Below are 24,947 nucleotides of genomic sequence, written 5' to 3'. Positions count from 1 at the left end.
ATAAAGTCAAAATTAAAAGGCATGAGCCCAGTACAATACCGAGCCCATGCCCAACAGGTTGCTTAATATATATGTCTAACTTTAAGGGGTCACTTCAAAATAGCCCGCTGCTTTTCTTCTTTTACCGGTTATCATATAGCTCCCATCACGCTGTCAATCAGTCCCCTACTTCTGATACACGCGCTTCTCTGAAATTTTCCCATCGGCAGAGAAAACGAATTCCGCATAATACCCTGCTTGATTCGTAATAGCAAATTCATACGTTCGTTTACCATTTTCCTCTTTCACTAGATTCCCTTTGGACCCCGTCTGCTTAACCAAATCATCGTAGGTACTCGTCAAACTGATTTTCTCAACTTGCTCCTTCGTTATCGGGGAAGGTGTCGCTGCCGCTCCGCCACCCGTAGTTCCCTTTGGCGTTGGTGTCGCTGTCACAGCTCCTCCTGCAGTCGTCCCACTAGGCGTCGCTGAAGCCCCTGCTGAGGGCTGTACTGTCGCACTTGCTGTTGGACTAGCTGTCGACGTATCGTCCTTCTTAGCGCACCCTGAGGCCACCACAACAAACATAGCTAGGGCTAGTATCCATTTATTCATTTATCTCGTCCTCCTACGCAGCTATTTTCCATGAACCTAACTGTTAGGTTGCTTCGGATCATTGCTTTTTATCCCTTCTCTTTCATATAAACCATTATTACGATGTCGAAACAGGGCACAAAAAAGCCGCCCATATCCTCGAAGGATATAAACGGCTTCATCTGATGTGTTCAAGTACGGAAAGAGTGGGAGTCGAACCCACGCACGCCTCGCGACGCCTAACTGATTTCGAGTCAGCCCCCTTGGACCACTTGGGTACCTTTCCAAGAAAATGAGAACAGGACTTATTGTATCAAAAAAGTCTGTCTCTCGCAAGTGTTTTACTAATATTTGTGAAAGAGGCTAGTTAGACTCTTCCTCTGGTACCGCATTGCTGCGCAATATCTTTTTCAGCTTACTCTCGAACTTCGTTCTTGGCACTAATACGCTGTGCTTACAGCCTACGCACTTAATCCGAATGTCCATCCCCATTCGAATAATTTCCATTTCATTTGTACCGCATGGATGGGGCTTTTTCATCTGTACAACATCGCCAAGTTGGTATTCTTTCTTCTCCATCTTAGTTCCCCTCCACTTTTTCTTGTTTGATGCCATGGGTATCTAAATACTTCTTAATTTCAACATTTAGAATTCGCCCAACTTCTCCTTGTTTGTTCGGCTTGCATTCCGCAATAACCCGTATCTTCAAATCTGTGTTTCCAATCATTTGCACGCCGAGCACTTGTGGCGCTTTAACGATATTCTCTGTGTGCTCATACACTTCAGCGACAACTTCATTTAATAAGACCATCGCACGATCAATGTCAGCATCATAGGCGATAGTTACATCGACTATAGCAATCGAATTATAAGTGGAAAAGTTGGTCACTTGTTTAATGTTTCCGTTAGGGATGATGTGAACCTCACCGGTCCAGCTTTTGATCCGAGTCACGCGAATGCCAATTTCCTCAACGGTCCCTTTGAATTGATCAATCTGGATAACATCACCAACGCCGAATTGGTCTTCAAAAATGATAAAGAACCCTGTAATAACATCCTTCACCAAACTCTGTGCTCCGAAACCTATCGCCAATCCAAGTACTCCTGCACCCGCGAGTAAGGGGCCTAGATTCAATCCTAATTGACCCAGAATCAACATAATAGCAACTAGATTTACTGCATAGGCGATAAGATTATGTATGAGAATAGATATGGTATTCGATCTTCGTCTATCAATTTTAAGCGGCGACTTCTCTCTCGCAATGACCATATGAGCGATTGTTTTATCAGCAACTTTGATGATAACTCTAGCAATGACATAGATGAGTACGATTTTGACAGTGATCCAGAATATGGAGGCGATGATCTCAGGTTTACTGATATGCTCCCGAATCCAATGCATCAAATCTTTGAAATATTGTGTTTCAAAAGACACAAGTATGCCTCCTTACTTTTCTACTATAGTACCATATCCATCTTCTTTTTTAAAATAAATGCCTCTAATCTCGACGTTCTCGCTCTCTATAATCTCTTGAACTCGCACAAGATCTGCTCCTGGAAATTCAATAGAAAGAGCACATCCTGCTGTAATCTCTTTCGGCGTAGGCCTGATATCGATCTCGATATCTGCATATTCTAGCAGCATCTCAGCTCTTAGTGCTTGTTGGGTAGAATCGAAAGCTAGCAACATGATAGAAAATTCCAGAGAAAGCTCTCCTCTCTACGTATAAATGTACCTCTCTCTCCATATACTAGTAAAAAAGATTTACTACCTTGGAGGGATATCATGAAATTCCATTTTGGATTCGACGGCGATAAAACCCCAGTGCAAGAACCTTTGAAAATTCAACATACCGATTCCAATACACCTCATCTTCTCGCCAAGCACTTGCAATCGATTTTCAGTAAACTACCAACCTATCAACCTATCGTCGTGATTTGCGTAGGAACGGATCGTTCTACAGGTGATGCTCTTGGACCTCTCGTAGGATCCCATCTCAATCGTACGACCACGCTCCGCAATCTTCACTTGTTTGGCACTTTGGATGAGCCTGTCCACGCCATGAATTTAGCTGAAACCGTTGAAACCATACACAAGCAATTCCAAAACCCTTTCATCGTAGCTGTTGATGCTTGTTTAGGGCAAGTTGCTAGTGTCGGCTGCATTCAAGTCGCGCATGGGCCTCTCAAGCCAGGTGCAGGGGTCAATAAAGACCTGCCTCCCGTAGGTGATATTCATGTTACTGGGATCGTTAATGTTGGCGGCTTCATGGAATATTTCGTCTTGCAAAATACGCGGCTTAGCCTCGTCATGAATATGGCAACCGTCATTGGCGATGCCCTTTACGCTTCGATTAGACGGACCCAAGCTTTTGCACCGAGTGCTACGACTGCTTTAAAGTTTGACTAAGTGTCTCTTTTTCTTCTGGACTTAGCGTGTAACTAGACTGGCCATTTGCGATCGGCTTCGCATATACATACATTTGCTCACGACTATGTATCCCTGTAATGATCACACCATCCTGTTCTTCGTTCAGCATCGCCAACGAGAAACTGAGATCACTTCCCCCTTCATTGAAGGCGTTGTAGCGACGAACTTTTATGTTCGATGTCATCTTCTTCATAGACTGATGAATACTAGTTATGTGGGTCGAAGCCTTTGCGGACTCGGCCTTTTGCTCGTTTAGAGCACTCTGCATGTCAATGAGTAACTGCTCCATATTCTCAGCACTTGTACCATTGATCATCCGTGTATATCGTTTCCGCAAGGATGACAATCGAATTGAAATAATAATGACCATAACCAATAACACCAGAATGAATGCGAAACAAACTAACATCACGTATTCTGCATTCAAGCCAAACAGTTCCCCCATGCTTGATCCCTCTTTCTACTTCGCATATTGCGCTTGAATCTCTTTGACAGCTTCAATGAGTGCAGTTACCTCTTCGTCCGTCGTAAAATACCCGATACTCGACCGCACGGCTCCCTTCGCCAAAGTACCTGCCACTTCATGTGCTAGCGGAGTACAATGATATCCGGATCGCACAGCAATTTGAAACGATTGATCGAGGATAAAAGCAACTTCCGATGAATCCACATCTTGAAGGTTAAAGGAAACGATTCCTGTTTTATTTTGTCCAAGCTTTGGCCCTAGAATCGTAACTCCTTCAATTCCCAGTAACCCTTCCATTAATTGCTGCGTATGTGCCCATTCTTTCGCATGAATCTTGTCCACGGTTTCCGCTAGGACGAAATTCACACCTTCATTCAATCCAGCGATGCCTGGCGTGTTCTGTGTCCCTGCCTCATAACGATCAGGCCGTACTGTCGGCTGGTGGATAGCCTCCGACTGACTGCCTGTTCCACCATGCAGCAACGGTTCCAAATCAATGTCTGGATGGATGTATAACCCACCCGTTCCTTGAGGCCCCAGGAGCCCCTTGTGGCCTGGAAAGGCAAGCATATCAATATTCATATCTACGACATGAATAGGCAGTACACCGGCGCTCTGAGCCGCGTCTACAAGCATCTTCGCGCCGTGGTTTCTACAGAGCTCTCCCATCTCTCCAATTGGCATAATGGTGCCAAGTAAATTGGAGCTGTGATTCACAACCACAAGCGTTGTATTGGAGCGAAACGCTTCTTTCAAATCATTTAATTGCACATTCCCTTGCTCATCGTGTTGCAAATAAGTAAGCTCGACGCCAACCGAGGATTTTAAATACTCTAATGGTCTTCTCACCGAATTGTGTTCAACGTTCGTACAGATCACATGATCGCCAGGTTTTACGAAGCCTAGGATCGCCTGATTTAGTGCATGTGTCGTATTTAATGCAAATGAAATATCGTTTGGATTTCTCACACCGAATAATTTGGCTAGATTTTTTCTCGTTTCAAACAACGTACGGCTTGCCTTCACTGCCATCTGATGGCTGCCCCTACCAGGATTAGCTGCATACTCCTGCATACATTGCATCATCGCATCCATCACCACTGGCGGCTTCGGCCATGAGGATGCTGCTTGGTCGAAATACATAACGTTTTTCATATGTCCAGCCCCTTTCGAGATATCTCTACCCTACAGTACTTCATTCGCTATTTCAATTATGTATGGTCATAAATATAGCATACCTTAGTTTGTTCTTTCTGTTCGAAAGAAAAACATAGGAGACAGTCCGTTCACAATTAATGAACAGACAGCCTCCATAGGTACGCTAGCAATTTCTAAGAGATTTTACCTTGCAATAATTCTAGCAGTCGGTTGAGATCGTCTTTGGAATAATAGAGTAACTCGATCTTCCCTTTATCCTGCTGACTCTTAATTTTCACGGATGTCCGATAAATGTCTCGCAATTGCTCTTCTGCTTGATTAATATAAGGATCTTTATTTTTTTCTTTTTGTTTTGCCTTTTCCTTCTCAGGGCCAGGTGGTTCTTCTAGCATCTTAATTGCTTCTTCAAGCTCTCTAACACTCCACTGTTTAGAGATCGTTGACTCTGCAAGTTCTTTCTTAATCTTATCGTCCTTCACACCAACAATTGCTCTCGCGTGTCCCATTGATAATGTTCCACGTGAAACATATTGTTTAATCGATTCAGGAAGAGAAAGCAATCTTAGGAAATTGGCAATATGAGATCTACTCTTACCTACCTTCGCAGAAAGCTCTTCTTGTGTCAAAGAGAACTGATCAATAATGCCTTGATAAGCGAATGCAATCTCGAGTGCATTAAGATCCTCACGCTGCACGTTCTCAATCAACGCAATTTCCATCACCTGTTGATCAGAAAGAATTCTTTCAACAGCTGGAATGGTTGGTGTCCCTGCAACTTGTGAGGCACGGAAACGACGCTCACCCGCAATGATCTCGTAGCCTTTAAGAACCTTCCGAACAATGATCGGCTGAATGACACCATGCTCTTTGATAGACTCTGAAAGTTCCTTAATGCTATCTTCATTAAAATGCTTTCTAGGCTGATACGGATTGGCTCTCAATTGAGCTAATGGAATCTGAATGACTTTATCGCTCTCATCAATATGCAAGGACGTAATTAGTGCGTCTAATCCTTTACCTAAACCTTTAGAGAGGCCTTTAGTCATACTGAGATCACTTCCTTAGCAAGTTCTAAATAAACTTCCGCGCCTTTTGATCTAGGATCATACGTAATAATGGATTGCCCATGACTCGGTGCTTCGCTCAAACGTACATTACGAGGGATAATCGTTTGATAAACCTTGGTTTGGAAGTACTTCTTAACCTCTTCAATGACCTGAATGCCTAAGTTCGTCCTTGCATCAAACATCGTCAATAGGACACCCTCGATTTGAAGTCCGGTATTTAAATGCTTTTGCACTAAACGCACAGTATTTAGAAGTTGACTTAAACCTTCTAATGCGTAGTATTCACACTGAATAGGGATGATTACGGAATCAGCGGCAGTTAAAGAATTGATCGTTAAAAGGCCAAGTGATGGGGGGCAATCTATCAAAATATAATCATATAAGTGTTTAACAAGATGAAGTGACTTCTTCAAACGAACTTCTCTTGAAATGGTCGGAACCAATTCAATCTCTGCTCCAGCTAGTTGAATCGTTGCCGGAACAATTTTAAGATTAGGAACATTCGTTTCTACCGTTGCGTCTTTCGGATGCACGTCATTAATCAATACATCATAAATGCAATTTGTTACATCAGCTTTATTGACTCCAATACCACTTGTTGTGTTTCCTTGTGGGTCGATATCGACCAGAAGAACCCGTTTACCAAGCGAAGCTAATGAAGCGCCTAGATTCACAGAAGTCGTTGTCTTACCGACGCCACCCTTCTGATTCGTTATTGCAATAATTTTAGACAAAACCATTTCACCTCAATCGCTTATGTTCCATAATGCTATTTAACAAGCAGTAGTACTATCTTACCATATCTATCAATCAGTTACCTTATGAATATTTGATAGATTCGTGCCAATAGATGCAAAAAAAACGGCTTGCGCCGTTTTTAGGTAGCAGGAATACCAAATTATCGCTTAGGTATCTTAATTATAATTTCATAATGATCATCGTGGTCTTGTTCTGACGTATTAATATGTAATCCCGAACTCGACACCATTTCGACCGATTGTCGAATGGTATTAAGGGCAAGTCTAACATCTTTAGTGAAAGATACTCGACGTGACTTCTTAATTTTCGCGGCTTCTTTCAAGAAACTGATCTTTATTTCCGTTTGTTTTACGTTTAATTCTTTTGTTATAATCTCTTCTAGCAATTTCACCTGTTGCTCTTCTTGATCAAGAGCTAGTAATGCCCGAGCATGACGTTCCGTTATCTTGCGTTCCATCAATGCCATTTTAACGGGTTCGCATAATTGTAATAACCGAATCTTATTCGCAATTGTGGATTGGCTTTTGCCCAAACGCTGAGCAAGGCTCTCCTGGGTGAGATCATGCATCTCAATCAACTGATGATAAGCTGCAGCCTCTTCGATCGCAGTAAGTCCTTCACGCTGTAAATTTTCAATAAGCGCAATAGATGCCGCTTGTGAATCATTAAAGTCTCGAACAATAGCTGGGATCGTATCAAGACCTAACTTTTTCACCGCACGCAAACGCCGTTCGCCTGCAATTAATTCAAATGTATTATTTTTGACTCGAACAACGATAGGTTGGATAATACCATGTGTTCGAATGGTTTGACATAGCTCATCAATACGATCATCATCGAATAAAGTTCTTGGCTGATAGGGACTAGGAATAATACTATTTACTGGTATGTTTTTGACCTCATCCGTTGTTGAACGATCTGCAAGGCCAAATAGCTTCGATATTTGTTCTTTCATAGGAAAACTTACCACCAACTCTTCCCGTAGTTTAAGCGATCAGTACAGTTACAATAAACGGATACAACGCCCTGTACAAGGTAAAAAAGACTTTTCGCCATTCCGAGACGATGTCATTCATGCTGTCTGATTCTAGTAAATTTATTCTATCAATTGCGAATATCCAACCACAACATCACAAATAAAAGGTAAGGCGAAGCCAGTATATGAGTGGCTTTCACCTTATATAGGTATTCTCCATCGAAGGCCAAAATCCTTCTATATAACAGGTTAACTGGCAAATGTTTCACGTGAAACATTCCTATTATTTGAACAGCGGTTCCTTTAAAGGGATACCCGCCTTCCTAGGATATTTGGCTGGCGTAGCAGCTGTCTTCTGAATCTCAACAAAGTGTCTTACTGATTCTTCAATAGGCAAAATCATCCGATTAACCTTCGCAACTTTCCCTCGTAGCTCTACTAAACTAAAGGAAGAGTCTTTAATTTCTTCATCTACCTCGGAGCCCTTCATCGCAATGAAAGTCCCTCCATTTTTGGCAAATGGAAGACAGAACTCATTTAATACTTGCAGTTTAGCAACGGCCCTTGCTGTTACGAGATCAAATTGATCGCGATAACGAGGTAACCTAGCGACATCCTCTGCCCTGCCATGAACACAGTCCATGGCCGAGAGACCAAGTTGAGAGACAATTTCTTTTAAAAATAAAATGCGTTTATTCAAAGAATCAACAATTGTAATTTGAAGATGAGGAAATGCAATTTTAAGAGGTATGCTAGGGAATCCCGCACCAGACCCGATATCAGCAAGGGAGTTAACCTTTCCCATATCGAAATTGAAAGCCACAGAAAGAGAATCATAGAAATGTTTAAGATAAACTTGGTCTCTCTCTGTAATACCTGTTAAATTCATTTTCTCATTCCACTCTACGAGTGTCTTGTAGTACTGTTCAAACTGCTCTAACTGTCTAGTAGAAAGAGTGATATTCTCTTGAGCTAATAACTCTGTGAATTGTAGCTGAATAGCATCCATATCTTTAACCTCTAGCCGCTATGACTCTATTGTAGTGTTCGAGATAAACAAGCAAGATTGAAATATCTGAAGGAGTAACCCCGCTAATTCGGGAAGCTTGGCCAATAGAGATAGGACGGATTTTTGCGAGCTTCTGTTTCGCTTCCGTAGCAATTCCATGGATTTCACTGTATTCGATATCATCCGGAATCTTCTTCTTTTCCATTTTACGTAAACGTTCAACCTGATTGCTTTGTTTTTCAATATAACCCGCATATTTAACTTGAATACCAACTTGCTCCTTCATATCTTCATCTAAATCAAAAGGAGATACCGTCATCTGTTCAATATGCTTATACTCAATCTCAGGACGACGCAATAAGGAAATCGCAGGTACTGAATTCGTCAATTCTACACTTTCCAAGCTGCGAAGCAATTCCTGAACATGAGGCTCTGGCCTCACCTTCACTTCAGATAGACGCTCAACTTCTTGCTCGATTAATGATTTTTTATTTAAAAACCTCGCGTAGCGCTCTTCAGAAATCAATCCAATCTCATGACCAATAGGCGTCAAACGAAGATCTGCATTATCATGACGAAGCAATAAGCGGTATTCTGCACGTGAAGTAAGCAAGCGGTAAGGCTCACTAGTTCCTTTTGTCACTAGATCATCTATAAGAACGCCAATGTAGCCTTCCGAACGATCCAATACAATGGCTTCTTTATCTTGAACTTTACGCGCAGCATTAATCCCTGCCATAACGCCTTGACCAGCAGCCTCTTCGTATCCAGAAGTTCCATTAATTTGCCCAGCTGTAAATAATCCGCTAACCAGTTTCGTTTCCAATGATGGTTTCAATTGCGTTGGTACTACCGCATCATACTCGATCGCATAACCAGTTCGCATCATTTCTACTTTTTCTAGGCCTGGAATAGAACGTAGAATACCCAACTGCACATCTTCCGGCATACTTGTTGAGAGACCTTGCACATAATACTCTGACGTACTGTGACCTTCTGGCTCTAAGAAAATTTGATGCTTCGGTTTATCACTGAAACGAACAATTTTATCTTCAATAGAAGGACAGTATCTAGGACCCGTCCCTTCAATCGCACCAGAGAACATCGGAGCACGATGCAAATTATCATTAATAATCTGATGAGTCTCGGCAGACGTATAGGTCAACCAACATGGAAGTTGCTCATTATGGTTGGAACCGTATTTCGTTTCGAAAGAGAAAAACTTTGGTTGCTCATCACCTGGTTGAATTTCTGTTTTGCTAAAGTCAATCGTATCTTTATGAACGCGCGGAGGTGTACCCGTTTTGAAACGAACAAGATCGAACCCTAACTTGCGCAAAGACTCGGATAATTTAACGGATGGTTGTTGATTATTGGGCCCACTCTCGTACATCAGTTCGCCCATGATCACTTTACCTCGCAAATACGTACCCGTTGTCAAAACGACAGACTTTGCGTAATACTCAGCACCTGTCTTGGTAATTAAACCTTTACAAACACCATTTTCAACGATAAGCTCTTCAGCCATCCCTTGACGCAATGTCAGATTAGCCGTAGCTTCGATCGTTTCTTTCATTTTGTGTTGATACGAAAACTTATCGGCTTGAGCGCGCAGTGCATGAACAGCGGCACCCTTGCCTGTATTCAACATACGAAGTTGAATATAGGTTTTATCAATGTTACGCCCCATCTCACCACCAAGCGCATCGATCTCACGAACAACGTGTCCTTTCGCTGGACCACCGATGGATGGGTTACAAGGCATGAAAGCAACCATATCTAAATTGATCGTTAATAGCAACGTATTACAGCCCATGCGTGCTGAAGCTAATGCGGCTTCGCAACCTGCATGACCAGCACCGATAACAATAACGTCATAATTCCCTGCGTGATATCCCATAGAAACGTCCCTCCCTCTTTTATGAAAATGAAAATGCTGTCGATTTTCATTTTCCTAAGCAGAATTGTGTAAAAATTTGATCGATTAAGGACTCTCCTACCGAATCGCCGATAATCTCCCCCAACTGCTCCCAAGCAGCTCGGATATCAATTTGAATCATGTCAATTGGCACATATTGCTCATTCGCATCCAAGGCATCCTGCAAAGAACGCTTGGCCTGCTTCAACAAGGAAATATGGCGAACATTACTCACATATGTTAAATCACTGGATTCGAGCTTTCCTTCAAAGAAAATCGCCGCGATCGCTTTTTCCAAATCCTCAATACCCTTGTTCTCAACCAGGGAAAGTTCCACAATACGTTCTTGGGGGAAATAGCTGAGCACCTGTTCAACATCTAATTTGCGATCCAAATCAATCTTATTCAGAATAACGATTGTTTGTTTATCAGCCAACTGCTTCATCAATGCAATCTCGTCGAGTTGAAGCTCATCGTTACTATTCAGCACCAGTAAAATGAGATCTGCTTCAGCTAACGCAGTCTTTGAACGTTCCACACCAATTTGTTCGACGATATCCGAAGTTTCACGAATTCCCGCTGTATCTAGCAGCTTCAACGGAATACCACCAATATTGACGAACTCCTCAATGACATCTCGCGTAGTTCCTGGAATATCCGTAACAATTGCCCGATTCTCTTGCGCTAATTCATTTAATAAAGAAGACTTTCCTACATTAGGTTTGCCGACAATTGCCGTCTCAATGCCCTCGCGCAAAATTTTACCTTGTTCTGCGGTCACCAATAAACGATCAATATCCAACATGACCGTATCACACTTCGTCTTAATGAAAGCATTCGTCATTTCCTCTACATCATGTTCCGGGTAGTCAATATTCACCTCAACATGAGCCATTAACTCCACCAAAATGTAGCGCAAATGCTTAATCTGTTTGGATAAATTGCCTTCTACCTGCTTTAAAGCTACCTTGAAGGCTCGATCTGATTTTGCTCGAATTAAGTCAATAACCGCTTCTGCCTGTGTTAAGTCAATACGACCATTCAAGAAAGCACGCTTAGTAAACTCACCAGGCTCAGCTAAACGAACCCCTTGTACAAGCAGTAAATCAAGCACTTTCTTAACGGAGACAATCCCTCCGTGACAGCTAATTTCGACAACATCCTCCATGGTGAAGGAACGCGGAGCTTTCATTAACGTAACTAGAACCTCCTCTACCTTTTCGGCGGAAGCAGGTTCTAAAATGAATCCATAATGTACCGTATGCGTATCAGCAACAGATAGTTTCGTTTTGGAGCGGAAAATACGTTCAACGTATGTGACAGAATCCTCGCCGCTCACACGAATAACCGCTATCCCACCCTCACCAAGCGGTGTAGAAATAGCAGCAATCGTATCATTTAACATAGTATTTGCACCTCGAATTTACCTCATCTTAAAGAAAAAGCAATGACATATGAACCAAGTCATTGCGATCTGTGTTATTTAACAGCGATGACAACCCGACGATTCGGTTCTTCGCCTTTACTGTACGTTTTGATAACGGGATGCCCTTGTAATTCCGCATGAATGATTTTACGTTCTTGCGAATTCATCGGCTCCAAAATGACTTCTTTTTTCGACTTGATCACGCGATTAGCAAGTCTTAGCGCCAGTTCTTCCAACGTTTTCTTCCGTCGATCACGGAAATTCTCCGCATCTAAGATGATACGGAAATGAGAATTCGCATACCGATTGCCTACAATATTGACTAAATACTGAAGCGCATCGAGTGTTTGTCCTCTTTTTCCGATCAAGATGCCTAATTCCGAGCCACTCATGTTTAAGATATAGCCTTCACGATCTTTATGTGTATCTATGGTGATGGAAATTTGCATCGCTTCGAACATATCTTGTAAGAAAGCTATCGCTTCCTCAAGTGGATCGGGTATCAATTCGAGCTCAACCTTCGCAACTCTGGATCCAATAAACCCGAACAACCCTCGTGAGGGCTGTTCCAAAATATGAATATGTACACGATCCTCCGAAACTTGCCATTGATCTAGACCAGATTTAACTGCTAGTTCAATTGTCTTTCCAGTCACCACGATTTTCTTCATTTCGACAGGCCACCCTTATTATTTTGAGATCCAGGCTTTTTTTGTGAACCAGGAGCACCATAGATGAAATAAGACTGAACGATTGTGAAAATGTTACCGTAAATCCAGTAAAGCGGGAGTGCCGATGCAAAATTCATGGACATAACGAAAATCATGACCGGGAAAATGTACATTAAACTTTTCATTTGTTGATTCATTTGGGAAGACATAAACATTTGTTGAATGAACGTAGTAGCCGCGGCAATCAACGGTAAGATGTATAGGTGATCCGGTTTACCAAGATTCAACCATAAGAACGTGTGCTCATGAATTTCTTGATTACGCATAATTGCTTGATAAAGAGCAATTAGAATTGGCATTTGAACAATGATTGGGAAACAACCGGCTAATGGATTTACACCATTTTGCTGAAATAGCTTCATCGTTTCTTCTTGTTGTTTCTTTGCATCATCTTTATATTTCTCTTTAAGCTTCTTCATTTCAGGCTGCAGGTCCTGCATCCGTTTGGAGCTTTTGTATTGCTTAAGCGTAAGCGGCAAAATAATCAATCGAATAATCAATGTGACAACCAAGATGGATAATCCATATTGACCCCATAGATGATCGGCGAACCAGTCAAGCGTTTGTGAAAGTGGGTACGTAAAGTACTTAGTGAAAAAATTAGCCGTGTTCAGGTCGATTGGCGCTGATGCTGCACTTGACGGGCTACATCCGGACAAAAGTAAAATCACCGAAGACAGTGCTACTAGCATATAAATTCGACGAGTCAAAATGAGATCCTCCTAAATGTCTTTTCCAAGATAAACTATAACACAACTTAAGCCCGCAAGGAAATAATACGTAACTTTTTACCTCATAAGAATTTATTAGTTTTCCGGTACTCGGAAGAATGAATTCTTATCGGTGATAAAAACCATTTAAAACGCGTCGCTCATCCTCGGAGTACTTCAATAGACGCTTTTTTCATGACGTCATTTTTTTTATATAAAGAAGCTTTACGAATGACATGCCAGATACTCTTCTCCATGTCTGCGTAGTCCATATCAACAACCGGTTTTCTAGCCAGCAGAATGTAATCATACTGAGGTGTCATATTTTCCTTTTTCAAACGAATAATTTCTTTCATCATTCGCCTTAAACGGTTCCGAACAACAGCATTTCCAATCTTCTTAGAAACCGAAACTCCGAAACGAAACGCCTCTGCTTTCGGCTGCGGCAAATAATATAGAACGAATTGCTGATTGGCCATCGATTTTCCATAGCGATATACCTTACTAAAGTCTTCTCTTTTTGCTAACCGATATAGTTTCTCCACAGCTATGTACACTCCAGACAGATCACATTCATTTATTGAAAGAACACTACATATCTAATCTAGTTTTAACAAAACCAGTTCAATGTAAACCGTACAGCAAAATGCAAAAAAAAAAGCCCCTTTCGGAGCCTCTTCTTATGCGCTTAGAACTTTTCTTCCTTTAAGACGACGAGCTTGTAGAACTTTACGACCGTTCTTCGTGCTCATTCTTTTACGGAAACCATGGTTCTTCTTACGCTTTCTCGTATTCGGGTTAAATGTTGGACCCATCTATAGCACCTCCCTACCTGGCTGAGGATATCCATCCTACAAAATTTCTACTACTCATTAAATCATTTTCACACAAGAAAGTCAACCTACCCAAGTGTGCAGTATTTGGAACGCGGATTTCATCGACAGTGGTCAAAAGAATAAGCTGTGCATAAAGTTTTGACGAGAAAGAACAAACTTTGTCGAAAATCAACAGAATATCAACAATATCTTGTGTTGTGAACAATTTCTACCCACAAGTTGTTGTTATTGTGGATAATGCGAAACAATCCGTTGATTAACAAGGTATCTTTTGTTAAGATAGTAATGTTTCTGCTGTGGATATACACCGCCAATTCTCCGAGTTATCAACAACCTGTGGATAACAATGTGCACAAACTACCCTCTACAAGAATAAGTCATTTCTACGGATCCTTAGTAATGTGGATAAAACCGACAAAAGTCATCCTTTTTTGACTCCGCCAGACACTAGATTCTTTTAGACGATATTTGGGCACACTTAATGCTAACTACTATTTTCTTCGAGATCCCAACGTGAGTTGTTTGTTTTCACGTTTTATCCATAAATCATAACCATGTTTCCCTTGGCCTATGCCACATGTTTGATTCAAAAGGAGTGAAGTACTGTGGAAGGCCATTCTACGGACCTTTGGCAACAAATTTTAACGATTATTCAAACGAAGCTGAGTAAACCAAGTTTCGACACCTGGCTGAAATCGACGAAAGCTACTGTGTTCAACGATTCAACAGTCATTATTTGTGCACCTAATAATTTTGCGCAGGAGTGGCTAGAGAGTAGATACACGAAGCTAATCGAAGGAACGATCTACGATTTTACGGGAAAGCATGTATCCGTTAAATTCGTCATCGAAACCGAAGAGCAGAAGTCGCAATCGACGCAAGCCATCCAACCGGTTGTGATTCCCCCAAAAGGTCCAGCCATTGTTGCTGGTGAAGAAAACTTTACAAGTATGATGAACGCCAGATACACATTTGATACCTTCGTCATCGGATCTGGCAACCGTTTTGCTCACGCTGCTTCCCTCGCAGTAGCCGAAGCGCCGGCGAAAGCGTATAATCCCCTGTTTCTATATGGGGGCGTTGGACTAGGTAAAACTCATCTCATGCATGCGATCGGACATTATGTACTTGAACATAACCCTGGCTCTCGGGTTCTATATATATCCTCCGAAAAGTTTACGAATGAATTTATCAATGCAGTCCGTGATAACCGCGGGGAAGGCTTTCGTAACAAGTATCGAACCATTGATGTACTGCTCATCGATGATATTCAATTCCTTGCCGGTAAAGAAGGAACACAGGAAGAGTTTTTCCATACATTTAACGCGCTTCATGAGGAAGGCAAACAAATTATTATCTCAAGTGACCGTCCGCCAAAAGAGATTCCAACCCTGGAAGATCGGTTACGTTCACGTTTTGAATGGGGACTTATTACGGATATTCAACCGCCAGATTTAGAAACACGAATCGCCATTTTACGCAAAAAAGCTAAAGCTGAGAATCTCGAGATTCCCAATGAAGCTATGATCTATATCGCGAATCAAATTGATACGAACATTCGTGAACTAGAGGGGGCATTAATCCGAGTAGTAGCGTACTCGTCCCTAATTAATCAGGATATTACCGTTCACCTGACAGCCGAAGCTCTCAAAGATATCATCCCGTCCAACCGTCCAAGGGTCATTACGATACAGGATATTCAAGCAAGAGTTGGAGAATTCTATGGTTTAAAGCTCGAGGATTTCAAAGCGCGTAAACGAACAAAGGCCGTGGCTTTCCCAAGGCAAGTAGCAATGTACTTATCACGGGAGCTCACAGACTTCTCATTGCCGAAAATCGGAGATAATTTTGGGGGGCGTGATCATACAACGGTCATCCATGCCCATGAGAAAATCGTTCAGCAGCTCAAAGTGGATCAAGAATTATATAAGATTGTTCACAACCTGACCGAACGCATCAAAAACCCCTCTTAATAAAATCACATTTTCAATAAGCCTATGCACAATCTATTCACATGTGGATAGGCTTGCTCTATCTAAAGTTCATCCACATATCCACATATCTACAGCCCCTACTGCTATTACTAATAAAGAATGTTATTATATAATGATTATGCTAACGCACCGTCAAAAAAGAACTGCAGGAGTGAAGTCATGAAATTAACTATCCTAAAAGACCATTTAATCGAATCCATTGGTCACGTTTCCAAAGCCATATCCTCTCGAACTACGATACCCATTCTTACAGGGATCAAAATAGATGCAACCTTAAGCGGTGTTACGCTAACGGCTAGTGATACCGACATTTCCATTCAAAGTTTTACAGCTAGTGAAAACAGTACGATTAAAATTATTGAACTCATCCAAGCTGGAAGTGTTGTACTTCCCGCTAAATTTTTCGTTGAAATCATTCGTAAATTGCCAGCTCAACTGATTGAAATTGAAGTGAAAGCTAACTTTCAAACGATCATTCGTTCAGGATCTTCCGAAATTCAAATCATGGGCTTAGATCCAGATGAATATCCGTTGCTACCTGAAATAGAAGAAAGCAAAATGCTTCGCCTGCCAAGTGATTTACTTAAAACAATGATTAAACAAACGTCCTATGCGGTATCCACCAATGAATCAACACCTATTCTTACAGGGGTCCTTTGGAACATTACAGGTGATAAGTTGAAATTTATCGCATGTGATCGTCATCGCCTGGCAAGTCGAGAAGTCACTGTTGATAATGAGCAAGCACAAAACTTGCCTAATATCGTGATTTCAGGACGTACACTGAATGAGTTAAGCAAAATTTTGCCTGATCAAAATACCCTTATAGATATAGTTATTGCGGACAACCAAGTTTTATTCAAAATTCAATCGATTTTATTTTATTCGCGTATTTTAGACGGCACATACCCAGATACTTCTAAGCTCATTCCTCAATCCTTTCAAACCGAAATGGTTGTTCCAACGAAGGAATTGGCCGAAGCGATCGATCGTGCGTACCTTCTTTCAAAAGAAGACAAAACGAATATTGTTAAAATGATGATGCTTGAAGACAAGACAATCGAAATCTCATCCAGCTCCTCCGAGCTCGGTAAAGTAACCGAACAAATTGCCCTGCAGCATATTGTTGGTGATTTACTTAAAATTTCGTTTAACTCCAAATATATGTTGGATGCACTCAAGGTACTTGATTCCGAGTTTATTCAAATTGGATTTACAGGAGCTATGCAGCCGATCATTATGAAACCGCAAGATTCGACGAGTATTTTACAGTTAATTTTGCCATACCGAACAACGAATTAAGGGAGCGCTCGTATGAAACAAATAGTTATCAACACTGCATATATTACATTGGGGCAGTTTCTTAAATTATCAGACTGCATATCCACAGGTGGACAAGCTAAATTTTTCGTTGTGGAAACCAAAATTGAAGTGAACGGGCAAGCTGAAAATCGCAGAGGTCGGAAACTTGTGCCGCAGGATATCGTCAAGGTAGAAGGTTTTGGACAATTCGAGGTCATAGGCTCCTGATCGGAATAACCAGGGGGATGATCGGCCATGTTTCTGAACAAACTCATACTCAGTCATTATAGAAATTACGATCATGTTGAATTGACAACATCGAATAACGTGAATATTTTTTTGGGACCCAACGCACAAGGTAAAACGAATTTGTTGGAATCTATCTATGTGATGGCCATGACCAAATCGCATCGTACACACCAGGATAAAGAACTGATTGGCTGGAACGGTGAGCAAACGCTGCTGCATGCAGAGATTCAGAAATTGTACGGGAACTGTAAATTGGATCTCTCTATCTCTTCTAAGGGGAAAAAAGCGAAGATTAATGGTCTTGAGCAAAAAAAACTTAGTAATTTTATTGGTGCACTTAACGTTGTCATGTTTGCGCCCGAGGATTTAGAGATCGTCAAAGGGACGCCTGGCATAAGACGACGTTTTCTTGATATGGAAATCGGTCAAGTACAGCCCTCCTATATTCATGACTTATCCCAGTATCAGAAAATTTTGGTGCAGCGGAATAATTATTTAAAGCAAAATTACCCCGGCAAGAGTTCACCTGACGCCATGTTGGACATTTGGAATGAACAATTAGCACAGTATGGTGTTAAAATTATGAAAAAGCGTCAAAACTTCATAAAGAAGCTTCAAAAATGGGCGGAGAACATCCACAGAGGGATAACGAACGATAGTGAATCGTTAGTGATTCGCTACTCCCCTTCTTTTGACATGGAGCCATTTGAAGATGAATCTGTTTTATTAAACCAATTTATGATAAAGTTATCTTTGGTGAAAGATCAGGAATTCCGAAGAGGCGTAACGTTAGTAGGCCCTCATCGTGACGATCTTCTCTTTTACATAAACGATAAAGAAGTCCAAACGTACGGCTCTCAGGGGCAGCAGCGAACAACCGCGCTATCACTCAAGCTAGCAGAAATTGAGCTCATTCATGAGGAAGTGGGCGAATATCCCCTGCTTTTGCTAGATGATGTCCTATCAGAGTTGGATGAATATAGACAGACACAATTAATTCGCACGTTTCAGCAGAAAGTCCAAACGTTTATTACGACAACAGGTCTAGAGAGTGTTCATTTGGACCAACTGGATCATGCTTCCGTGTTTCATGTTTTGAAAGGAAATGTAAGCGGCAGGAGCTGAGGAGCATGTTTATTCATTTGGGTGGAGAAAAAATTATTAGAGCGTCTGAATTAATTGCTATATTTGATATTTCGATTGAGAAGTCATCCAAAATATCAAAGCAGTTCATAGGGCAAGCAGTAAAGGATAAAAGAACGGAGCAAATTGGTGAGGAAGATTGCAAATCACTAGTCGTTACCAAAAGTAAAGTCTACTATTCCCCCATTTCCTCAACAACGCTCAAGAAAAGAGCTAACCAGTTATTGACGAATTAACTTCTTTTAATATAAAAAAGCAGGTGAAGAGTAGAATGTCTGTGAATCAAAATGCGTACGATGACAGTCAGATTCAGGTTCTGGAAGGTTTAGAAGCCGTTCGCAAAAGACCGGGTATGTATATTGGTTCAACCAGTGCCCGAGGACTTCATCATCTCGTTTGGGAAGTTGTAGATAATAGTATTGACGAAGCTTTGGCCGGATTTTGTACAAAAATTGATGTTATTGTTCATAAAAATAACAGCATTACTGTTATTGATAACGGACGTGGAATTCCAGTTGGGGAAAATGCGAAGTTGAAAAGACCAACTCTTGAGGTTGTACTAACTGTCCTTCATGCTGGTGGTAAATTCGGTGGCGAGGATTCCGGTTACAAAGTATCAGGTGGCTTGCACGGTGTAGGTATTTCCGTAGTTAATGCGCTGTCTGAGCACTTAACTGTGCAAGTAAAGAATAAAGGCCAAATTCATCAACAAGAATACCGCCGCGGAACGCCGCAATATGATGTGAAAGTCGTAGGTGAAACCGAAGAAACAGGCACCACGGTTACGTTCCAACCGGATCCTGAGATTTTTAAAGAAACGGTTGAATACGATTTTGATACATTACAATCCAGAATTCGTGAGCTTGCTTTCTTGAATAAAGGCATCGAGATTAACTTAATTGATGAGCGTACGGATACGGTGGCAACCCACATATACGAAGGCGGGATTGTGTCCTTTGTGCAGCATTTAAATCGCAACCGTGAAGTCGTCAATGAAGTCCCGATCTATGTAGAAGGTGCTAAAGATAATATTTCGATCGAGATTGCTCTCCAGTATAACGATAGCTATACCGAGAACATATACTCATTTGCTAATAATATTAATACCCATGAGGGCGGAACGCATGAATCCGGTTTTAAGAGCGCCTTAACTCGGATTCTGAATGACTATGCGCGTAAGAACAACTCCATCAAAGAAAGTGATTCTAACCTTTCTGGAGATGACGTGCGTGAAGGTCTTGCTGCGATTATTTCCGTGAAAATTCCAGAGCCACAATTCGAAGGTCAAACGAAGACGAAACTTGGTAACAGCGAAGTTCGTGGTATTGTGGAATCCCTTTTCGCAGAAAAGCTACAAGAGTTTCTTGAAGAGAACCCAGCTGTAGCTCGCAAAATCCTTGAAAAAGGCATTCAAGCTGCTAGAGCGCGAGAAGCTGCACGTAAAGCAAGAGAGTTGACTCGTCGGAAAAGCGCTTTGGAAGTCAGTGCCCTGCCAGGTAAACTAGCGGACTGCTCTTCGAAAGATGCTTCGATCAGTGAGATTTACATTGTAGAAGGTGACTCTGCAGGTGGTTCAGCTAAGCAAGGACGTGATCGTCACTTCCAAGCGATTCTACCTCTGCGTGGTAAAATTCTGAATGTAGAAAAGGCTCGTTTGGATCGCATTTTATCCAATACCGAGATTCGTGCCATGATTACAGCATTCGGTACAGGCATTAGTGATGATTTCGATATTGCCAAAGCGCGTTACCACAAAATTATCCTCATGACGGATGCTGATGTGGATGGTGCACATATTCGTACCTTGCTGCTTACCTTCTTATACCGCTACATGAGAAAACTAATCGAGAATGGCTATGTGTATATTGCACAACCACCACTCTTTAAGCTTGAGCGTAATAAAACAATTCGATATGCGTATAACGAAAAGCAACGTGAAGTCATTATGCAAGAGTTTGGTGAAGGTACGAAAGTCAATGTCCAACGGTATAAAGGACTTGGCGAGATGAATCCGGGCCAGCTATGGGAAACAACCATGGATCCGGAAAGCCGTACACTCCTGCAAGTAACGATCGAAGATGCTATAGAAGCGGATACACTCTTTGATTCATTGATGGGCGATAATGTAGAGCCTAGACGTGATTTTATCGAGGAACACGCAAAATACGTGAAAAACTTAGATATCTAACGTCGTCCGAGACGTTGCAAACGATGTAAGCTTTCAGGAGGAACATTCATGAGCGAAGAATTACATTCGCAAGTCAAAGAAATTGACATTTCGACCGAAATGCGTACATCCTTCTTAGACTATGCGATGAGTATCATTGTCAGTCGCGCACTGCCAGATGTTAGAGACGGTCTGAAGCCGGTTCATCGTCGTATCTTGTTCGCGATGTCTGAACTAGGTATGTCTCCAGATAAGCCACATAAGAAATCAGCGAGAATCGTTGGTGAAGTTATCGGTAAGTATCATCCACACGGTGATACTGCTGTTTACGAAACCATGGTTCGGATGGCACAAGATTTCTCCCTGCGTTATATGCTAGTTGATGGGCATGGGAACTTTGGATCGATCGACGGAGATATGGCAGCAGCCATGCGTTATACCGAGGCTCGTTTATCGAAGATCGCTATGGAGCTTCTACGTGATATTAACCGAGAGACAATCGATTATAAACCAAACTACGATGGCGAAGAAAATGAACCAGTCGTTCTCCCTTCTCGTTTCCCGAACCTACTCGTTAACGGTAGTTCAGGGATTGCCGTAGGTATGGCAACGAATATTCCTCCACATAACCTAAGAGAGGTTATCGAGGGTATTCAGATGATGATTCAGAATCCAGAAATCACGCCAATGGAGTTAATGCAGGCAATTAAAGGGCCTGATTTCCCAACGGCTGGATTCATTCTTGGACGCGAAGGTATCAGACAAGCCTATACCACAGGTCGAGGCTCCGTTACGATGAGAGCTAGAACAGTCATTGAAGAGAATAATAATAAGGCTAGAATCATTGTGAATGAGCTACCTTATCAAGTAAATAAAGCAAGATTAGTAGAGAAAATTGCTGAGCTTGTGCGTGAGAAGAAGATCGATGGTATCACAGATCTTCGAGATGAGTCTGACCGCAACGGGATGCGTGTAGTTATTGAGCTGCGACGTGATGTTAATCCTAACGTTGTTCTGAACAACTTGTTCAAACAGACCGCTATGCAATCCAATTTCGGTATTATTATGCTCGCTCTCGTCAACGGTGAACCCAAAGTTCTGAATCTTCGTGAGATGCTGCATTATTATCTTAAACATCAGCAAGAAGTCATTCGTCGTAGAACCGAATTTGATCTGCGTAAAGCGGAAGCTAGAGCGCACATTTTAGAAGGTTTACGTATTGCACTTGATCACCTGGATCAAGTCATTGCATTAATTCGCTCCTCACGTACAACGGATGAAGCTAGAGAAGGACTCATGTCCACATTCAGCCTGAGCCTGGATCAAGCACAAGCCATTCTCGATATGCGTTTACAGCGTTTGACTGGTTTGGAACGTGAGAAGATTGAATCGGAATACGCGGAGCTAATGAAGAGAATTGCTGAGCTTAAAGCCATTCTTGCCGATGAACAGCTAATTCTTGGGATCATTAGTGAAGAACTGAATGAAATTAAAGAAAAGTTCGGTGATGACCGACGTTCTGAAATTACAATTGGTGAAGAAAGTATTGAAGATGAAGACCTTATCCCACGTGAAGATGTCGTCATTACGATAACGCACACGGGCTACATTAAGCGCCTACCGGTTACGACGTATCGGAACCAAAAGCGCGGTGGACGCGGTGTCGTCGGAATGGATACGAAAGATAATGACTTTGTCGAACATTTGTTCGTTACAAATACCCATCATTATCTTATGTTCTTTACGAACAAAGGGAAAGTCTATCGTTTGAAAGCTTACGAGATTCCAGATTTGAGTCGTACGGCTCGTGGAACACCAATTATTAATCTGATTCAAATCGAACAAGGAGAAACTGTGAATGCGGTCATTCCTGTGGAGAGCTTTGAAACAGAACAATATCTCTTCTTTGCAACAAAACAAGGGGTTGTGAAGAAAACACCAATTGATGATTATTCCAACATTCGTAAAGGTGGGCTAATCGCCATCAATTTACGAGAAGATGATGATTTAATTGGGGTTAAGCTGACGGACGGGAACCAAGGTATTATTATGGGGACCAAGCTAGGAATGTCCATTCACTTCCCAGAGAGCGATGTGCGTTCAATGGGCAGATCGGCTACGGGAGTAAAAGGTATTCACTTGGATGATGAAGATGCTGTTATCGATATGGACGTTGTTCATGAAGATAATAGTGTACTAATCGTAACATCCAAAGGCTTCGGTAAGCGGACGCCTGTTTCCGAGTATCGGATTCAAACACGTGGCGGTAAAGGGATCAAAACCTTGAATGTCACGGAGAAGAACGGTCCGATTGTCGGTCTCAAAGTGGTACAGGAGGACGAGGATCTGATGATTATCTCAGCATCGGGTACAGTCATTCGTACAAGCATGGACGGCATATCTGTCATGGGACGTAACACACAAGGTGTTCGTTTGATTAACATACGTGAAGATGACGAAGTAGGGACGTTGGCTCGCGTTCAGAAGAATGAAGAACAGAACGAGTCTGAAGAAGACGGCGATTGGGAAGAGTCAACAGAGGCACCAGAATCAGAAGAATAAATGTAGGGATGGGGCTTACAAACCCATCCCTTTTACTTTACAATATGAAGTATACGAAATAGTAAGGTGAGTGAATAACCGTGCCGACAGTAGCCGTTTCGCAAATAAAATGTGGTGAAAGATTAGGCGATAACGTAATAACGAGGATGGGGAATACGCTTTTTCATAAAGGAAGAGTCATTCAGGAGAGAGAAGTTGAAATTCTGAAAGCATTTCTCATTCCTTCTGTTTATATTGAAGTCAAGAACGGCAATGAAGTGGAGGAAGTGAGCGAAGAGCCCAAAGTAAAAGAAGTTGAGGCTGTTCATCCGTTTTATGTGGAGTATCATAATATGGTGAAACTGCTCAAGAAAGTATTTCTTCTTGCAAATGGTGGACAACAGCTTCCTATATTAGAAATTAGGACAGGCATCGAAACGCTTATTCAGCATATTGATGCTTATAAAGTGCTTACTTTCACACCTAAGAATCGGAATCTACATGAATATATTTATCATAAAAGTATCTTAGTAAGCCTAACCTCGTATTCCTTAGCAAGATGGGCAGGACTTCCACAAAAGGATTTACTTCAAATAGCAATGGCAGGTTTACTTCACGATATTGGTATCAGCAAAGTGGATCGCACACTTCTAGAGAAGAAGTCTCCTTTAAATGCAACAGAAATGGATGAGATTAAGCAGCATACACTGATTGGTTATCAGATTCTTAAGAATATGTCTGGTATCAATGAAGGTGTGAAACTAGCAGCCCTTCAACATCATGAAAGAGAAGATGGCTCAGGCTATCCGCTCGGCGTAAAGTCCGACAAGATTCATGTGTATGCCAAAATTGTTGCTATTGCTGATATCTATAACGCAATGACGAATGAGCGCTATTATAAAGGGGCTCTATCACCTTACGCAGTATTAGAGCAGTTGTTGAACGAATCCTTCGGTAAAGTAGATCCTACACTCGTCCAAGTCTTTATGAACAAATCTACGCAAATTAGTAACGGAACACTTGTGAAACTAAGTGACAATCGTGTAGGTGAGATCGTGTTCTCTGATCGCTCACATCCTACAAGACCATGGGTTAATGTAAATGGTACAATTGTTAACTTAACCATCGAAAGAAATCTATTCATTCAAGATGTGATCGGCCACATATAAAATGTTCTAGTCAACCTTCACTCACTGAGAGTGAGGTTTTTTTATATAAAACATAATTTAAAATAAAGCTTGCAATCCTTTGAGCTATTTGTTATATTACTTTTTGTCGCTTCGGCGGTCGAACGAAAGAACGAAGGAAATTAAAAAAAGTTCTTGCAATCGAATGGGCTGATGTGGTATATTAATCAAGTCGCCTTTGAGAGGCGGAGGATTAATAAGGAAATAATTGATCTTTGAAAACTGAACAACGAGTGAGTAAGCACAGTCGAGTAATCGACTATAAAAGAGATTGCAAAATCTCGCTAGCTTCAAATGAGCAATT

The 24,947-nt window shown here is 41.6% G+C and carries 26 protein-coding genes and 1 tRNA gene; 9 read left to right on the top strand and 18 right to left on the bottom strand.

The window, feature by feature from the left end:
* Nucleotides 1-165 precede the first annotated feature (165 nt).
* The 5 genes from ASG89_RS27010 to ASG89_RS26990 form a co-directional block, all read right to left on the bottom strand.
* Nucleotides 166-594 carry a hypothetical protein gene (locus tag ASG89_RS27010; RefSeq protein WP_057314207.1) on the bottom strand — a complete coding sequence of 143 codons (429 nt, stop codon included), beginning with the start codon at nucleotides 592-594 and terminating at the stop codon, nucleotides 166-168.
* Nucleotides 595-771: 177 nt separating this feature from the next.
* Nucleotides 772-859 (bottom strand) — tRNA-Ser (locus tag ASG89_RS27005).
* A 77-nt stretch (nucleotides 860-936) separates the two neighbouring features.
* The gene (locus tag ASG89_RS27000; protein WP_057314206.1) at nucleotides 937-1,152 is read right to left on the bottom strand and encodes a DUF951 domain-containing protein; all 216 of its coding nucleotides are present in this window, start codon (nucleotides 1,150-1,152) and stop codon (nucleotides 937-939) included.
* Nucleotide 1,153: 1 nt separating this feature from the next.
* Entirely contained in the window at nucleotides 1,154-2,008 is an 855-nt protein-coding gene (locus ASG89_RS26995; RefSeq protein WP_235549951.1) for a mechanosensitive ion channel family protein, read from the bottom strand.
* Nucleotides 2,009-2,020: 12 nt separating this feature from the next.
* A complete protein-coding gene (locus tag ASG89_RS26990; RefSeq protein WP_063868179.1) occupies nucleotides 2,021-2,263 on the bottom strand; it encodes a DUF3343 domain-containing protein in 243 nt (80 codons plus the stop codon).
* A gap of 96 nt (nucleotides 2,264-2,359) precedes the next feature.
* Between ASG89_RS26990 and yyaC the strand changes: the two genes are divergently transcribed.
* Entirely contained in the window at nucleotides 2,360-2,983 is a 624-nt protein-coding gene (yyaC, locus tag ASG89_RS26985) for a spore protease YyaC (protein WP_057314203.1), read from the top strand.
* Here yyaC and ASG89_RS26980 read toward each other — a convergent pair.
* The 12 genes from ASG89_RS26980 to rpmH all read right to left on the bottom strand — a co-directional run bounded on the left by ASG89_RS26980 (nucleotide 2,958) and on the right by rpmH (nucleotide 14,039).
* Entirely contained in the window at nucleotides 2,958-3,449 is a 492-nt protein-coding gene (locus tag ASG89_RS26980; protein ID WP_057314202.1) for a DUF4446 family protein, read from the bottom strand. The genes yyaC and ASG89_RS26980 overlap by 26 nt on opposite strands.
* 15 nt (nucleotides 3,450-3,464) lie before the next feature.
* Entirely contained in the window at nucleotides 3,465-4,625 is a 1,161-nt protein-coding gene (locus ASG89_RS26975) for an aminotransferase class V-fold PLP-dependent enzyme (protein ID WP_057314200.1), read from the bottom strand.
* A 176-nt stretch (nucleotides 4,626-4,801) separates the two neighbouring features.
* Nucleotides 4,802-5,674, bottom strand: a complete 873-nt coding sequence (locus ASG89_RS26970) for a ParB/RepB/Spo0J family partition protein (protein ID WP_057314199.1) — start codon at nucleotides 5,672-5,674, stop codon at nucleotides 4,802-4,804.
* Nucleotides 5,671-6,429 carry a ParA family protein gene (locus ASG89_RS26965; RefSeq protein ID WP_057314198.1) on the bottom strand — a complete coding sequence of 253 codons (759 nt, stop codon included), beginning with the start codon at nucleotides 6,427-6,429 and terminating at the stop codon, nucleotides 5,671-5,673. The genes ASG89_RS26970 and ASG89_RS26965 overlap by 4 nt, the downstream gene beginning before the upstream one ends.
* 164 nt (nucleotides 6,430-6,593) lie before the next feature.
* Entirely contained in the window at nucleotides 6,594-7,409 is an 816-nt protein-coding gene (gene noc / locus ASG89_RS26960; RefSeq protein WP_057314197.1) for a nucleoid occlusion protein, read from the bottom strand.
* A gap of 304 nt (nucleotides 7,410-7,713) precedes the next feature.
* Nucleotides 7,714-8,439, bottom strand: a complete 726-nt coding sequence (rsmG, locus tag ASG89_RS26955; RefSeq protein ID WP_057314196.1) for a 16S rRNA (guanine(527)-N(7))-methyltransferase RsmG — start codon at nucleotides 8,437-8,439, stop codon at nucleotides 7,714-7,716.
* A 4-nt stretch (nucleotides 8,440-8,443) separates the two neighbouring features.
* Entirely contained in the window at nucleotides 8,444-10,339 is a 1,896-nt protein-coding gene (gene mnmG / locus ASG89_RS26950) for a tRNA uridine-5-carboxymethylaminomethyl(34) synthesis enzyme MnmG (RefSeq protein ID WP_057314194.1), read from the bottom strand.
* 46 nt (nucleotides 10,340-10,385) lie between these two features.
* Nucleotides 10,386-11,762 (bottom strand): tRNA uridine-5-carboxymethylaminomethyl(34) synthesis GTPase MnmE, encoded by a 1,377-nt coding sequence (mnmE, locus tag ASG89_RS26945; protein WP_057314192.1) that lies wholly within the window; start codon nucleotides 11,760-11,762, stop codon nucleotides 10,386-10,388.
* Between the two features lie 74 nt (nucleotides 11,763-11,836).
* Nucleotides 11,837-12,454 carry an RNA-binding cell elongation regulator Jag/EloR gene (gene jag, locus ASG89_RS26940; protein ID WP_057314190.1) on the bottom strand — a complete coding sequence of 206 codons (618 nt, stop codon included), beginning with the start codon at nucleotides 12,452-12,454 and terminating at the stop codon, nucleotides 11,837-11,839.
* Nucleotides 12,451-13,224 carry a membrane protein insertase YidC gene (gene yidC, locus ASG89_RS26935; protein ID WP_057314188.1) on the bottom strand — a complete coding sequence of 258 codons (774 nt, stop codon included), beginning with the start codon at nucleotides 13,222-13,224 and terminating at the stop codon, nucleotides 12,451-12,453. Before yidC ends, jag begins: the two co-directional genes overlap by 4 nt.
* 161 nt (nucleotides 13,225-13,385) lie before the next feature.
* Nucleotides 13,386-13,769, bottom strand: coding sequence for a ribonuclease P protein component (rnpA, locus tag ASG89_RS26930; protein ID WP_057314187.1), 384 nt, complete (start codon nucleotides 13,767-13,769; stop codon nucleotides 13,386-13,388).
* 135 nt (nucleotides 13,770-13,904) lie between these two features.
* The gene (gene rpmH / locus ASG89_RS26925) at nucleotides 13,905-14,039 is read right to left on the bottom strand and encodes a 50S ribosomal protein L34 (RefSeq protein WP_028557239.1); all 135 of its coding nucleotides are present in this window, start codon (nucleotides 14,037-14,039) and stop codon (nucleotides 13,905-13,907) included.
* A 626-nt stretch (nucleotides 14,040-14,665) separates the two neighbouring features.
* Here rpmH and dnaA point away from each other — a divergent pair.
* From dnaA to ASG89_RS26885, 8 genes are all read left to right on the top strand, one after another.
* Nucleotides 14,666-16,033, top strand: a complete 1,368-nt coding sequence (gene dnaA / locus ASG89_RS26920; RefSeq protein WP_057314185.1) for a chromosomal replication initiator protein DnaA — start codon at nucleotides 14,666-14,668, stop codon at nucleotides 16,031-16,033.
* A 180-nt stretch (nucleotides 16,034-16,213) separates the two neighbouring features.
* A complete protein-coding gene (gene dnaN, locus ASG89_RS26915; RefSeq protein WP_057314183.1) occupies nucleotides 16,214-17,356 on the top strand; it encodes a DNA polymerase III subunit beta in 1,143 nt (380 codons plus the stop codon).
* Nucleotides 17,357-17,368: 12 nt separating this feature from the next.
* The gene (yaaA, locus tag ASG89_RS26910) at nucleotides 17,369-17,584 is read left to right on the top strand and encodes a S4 domain-containing protein YaaA (protein WP_057314181.1); all 216 of its coding nucleotides are present in this window, start codon (nucleotides 17,369-17,371) and stop codon (nucleotides 17,582-17,584) included.
* Nucleotides 17,585-17,611: 27 nt separating this feature from the next.
* Entirely contained in the window at nucleotides 17,612-18,730 is a 1,119-nt protein-coding gene (gene recF / locus ASG89_RS26905) for a DNA replication/repair protein RecF (protein ID WP_057314178.1), read from the top strand.
* A 5-nt stretch (nucleotides 18,731-18,735) separates the two neighbouring features.
* The gene (remB, locus tag ASG89_RS26900) at nucleotides 18,736-18,984 is read left to right on the top strand and encodes an extracellular matrix regulator RemB (RefSeq protein ID WP_056622698.1); all 249 of its coding nucleotides are present in this window, start codon (nucleotides 18,736-18,738) and stop codon (nucleotides 18,982-18,984) included.
* Between the two features lie 35 nt (nucleotides 18,985-19,019).
* Nucleotides 19,020-20,936, top strand: a complete 1,917-nt coding sequence (gyrB, locus tag ASG89_RS26895) for a DNA topoisomerase (ATP-hydrolyzing) subunit B (protein WP_057314176.1) — start codon at nucleotides 19,020-19,022, stop codon at nucleotides 20,934-20,936.
* 48 nt (nucleotides 20,937-20,984) lie between these two features.
* Nucleotides 20,985-23,477 (top strand): DNA gyrase subunit A, encoded by a 2,493-nt coding sequence (gyrA, locus tag ASG89_RS26890; RefSeq protein ID WP_057314174.1) that lies wholly within the window; start codon nucleotides 20,985-20,987, stop codon nucleotides 23,475-23,477.
* A gap of 80 nt (nucleotides 23,478-23,557) precedes the next feature.
* Nucleotides 23,558-24,625 carry an HD-GYP domain-containing protein gene (locus ASG89_RS26885; protein WP_057314172.1) on the top strand — a complete coding sequence of 356 codons (1,068 nt, stop codon included), beginning with the start codon at nucleotides 23,558-23,560 and terminating at the stop codon, nucleotides 24,623-24,625.
* Between the two features lie 96 nt (nucleotides 24,626-24,721).
* Here ASG89_RS26885 and ASG89_RS37955 read toward each other — a convergent pair.
* A partial coding sequence (locus tag ASG89_RS37955; RefSeq protein WP_235549950.1) for a hypothetical protein occupies nucleotides 24,722-24,947 on the bottom strand: 226 nt, incomplete at its 5' end.

Source organism: Paenibacillus sp. Soil766 (assembly GCF_001428105.1).
Lineage (GTDB): Bacteria > Bacillota > Bacilli > Paenibacillales > NBRC-103111 > Paenibacillus_E.
Note: the sequence above shows the minus strand (reverse complement) of the source record. Positions and strands in the feature narration are given on the sequence as shown.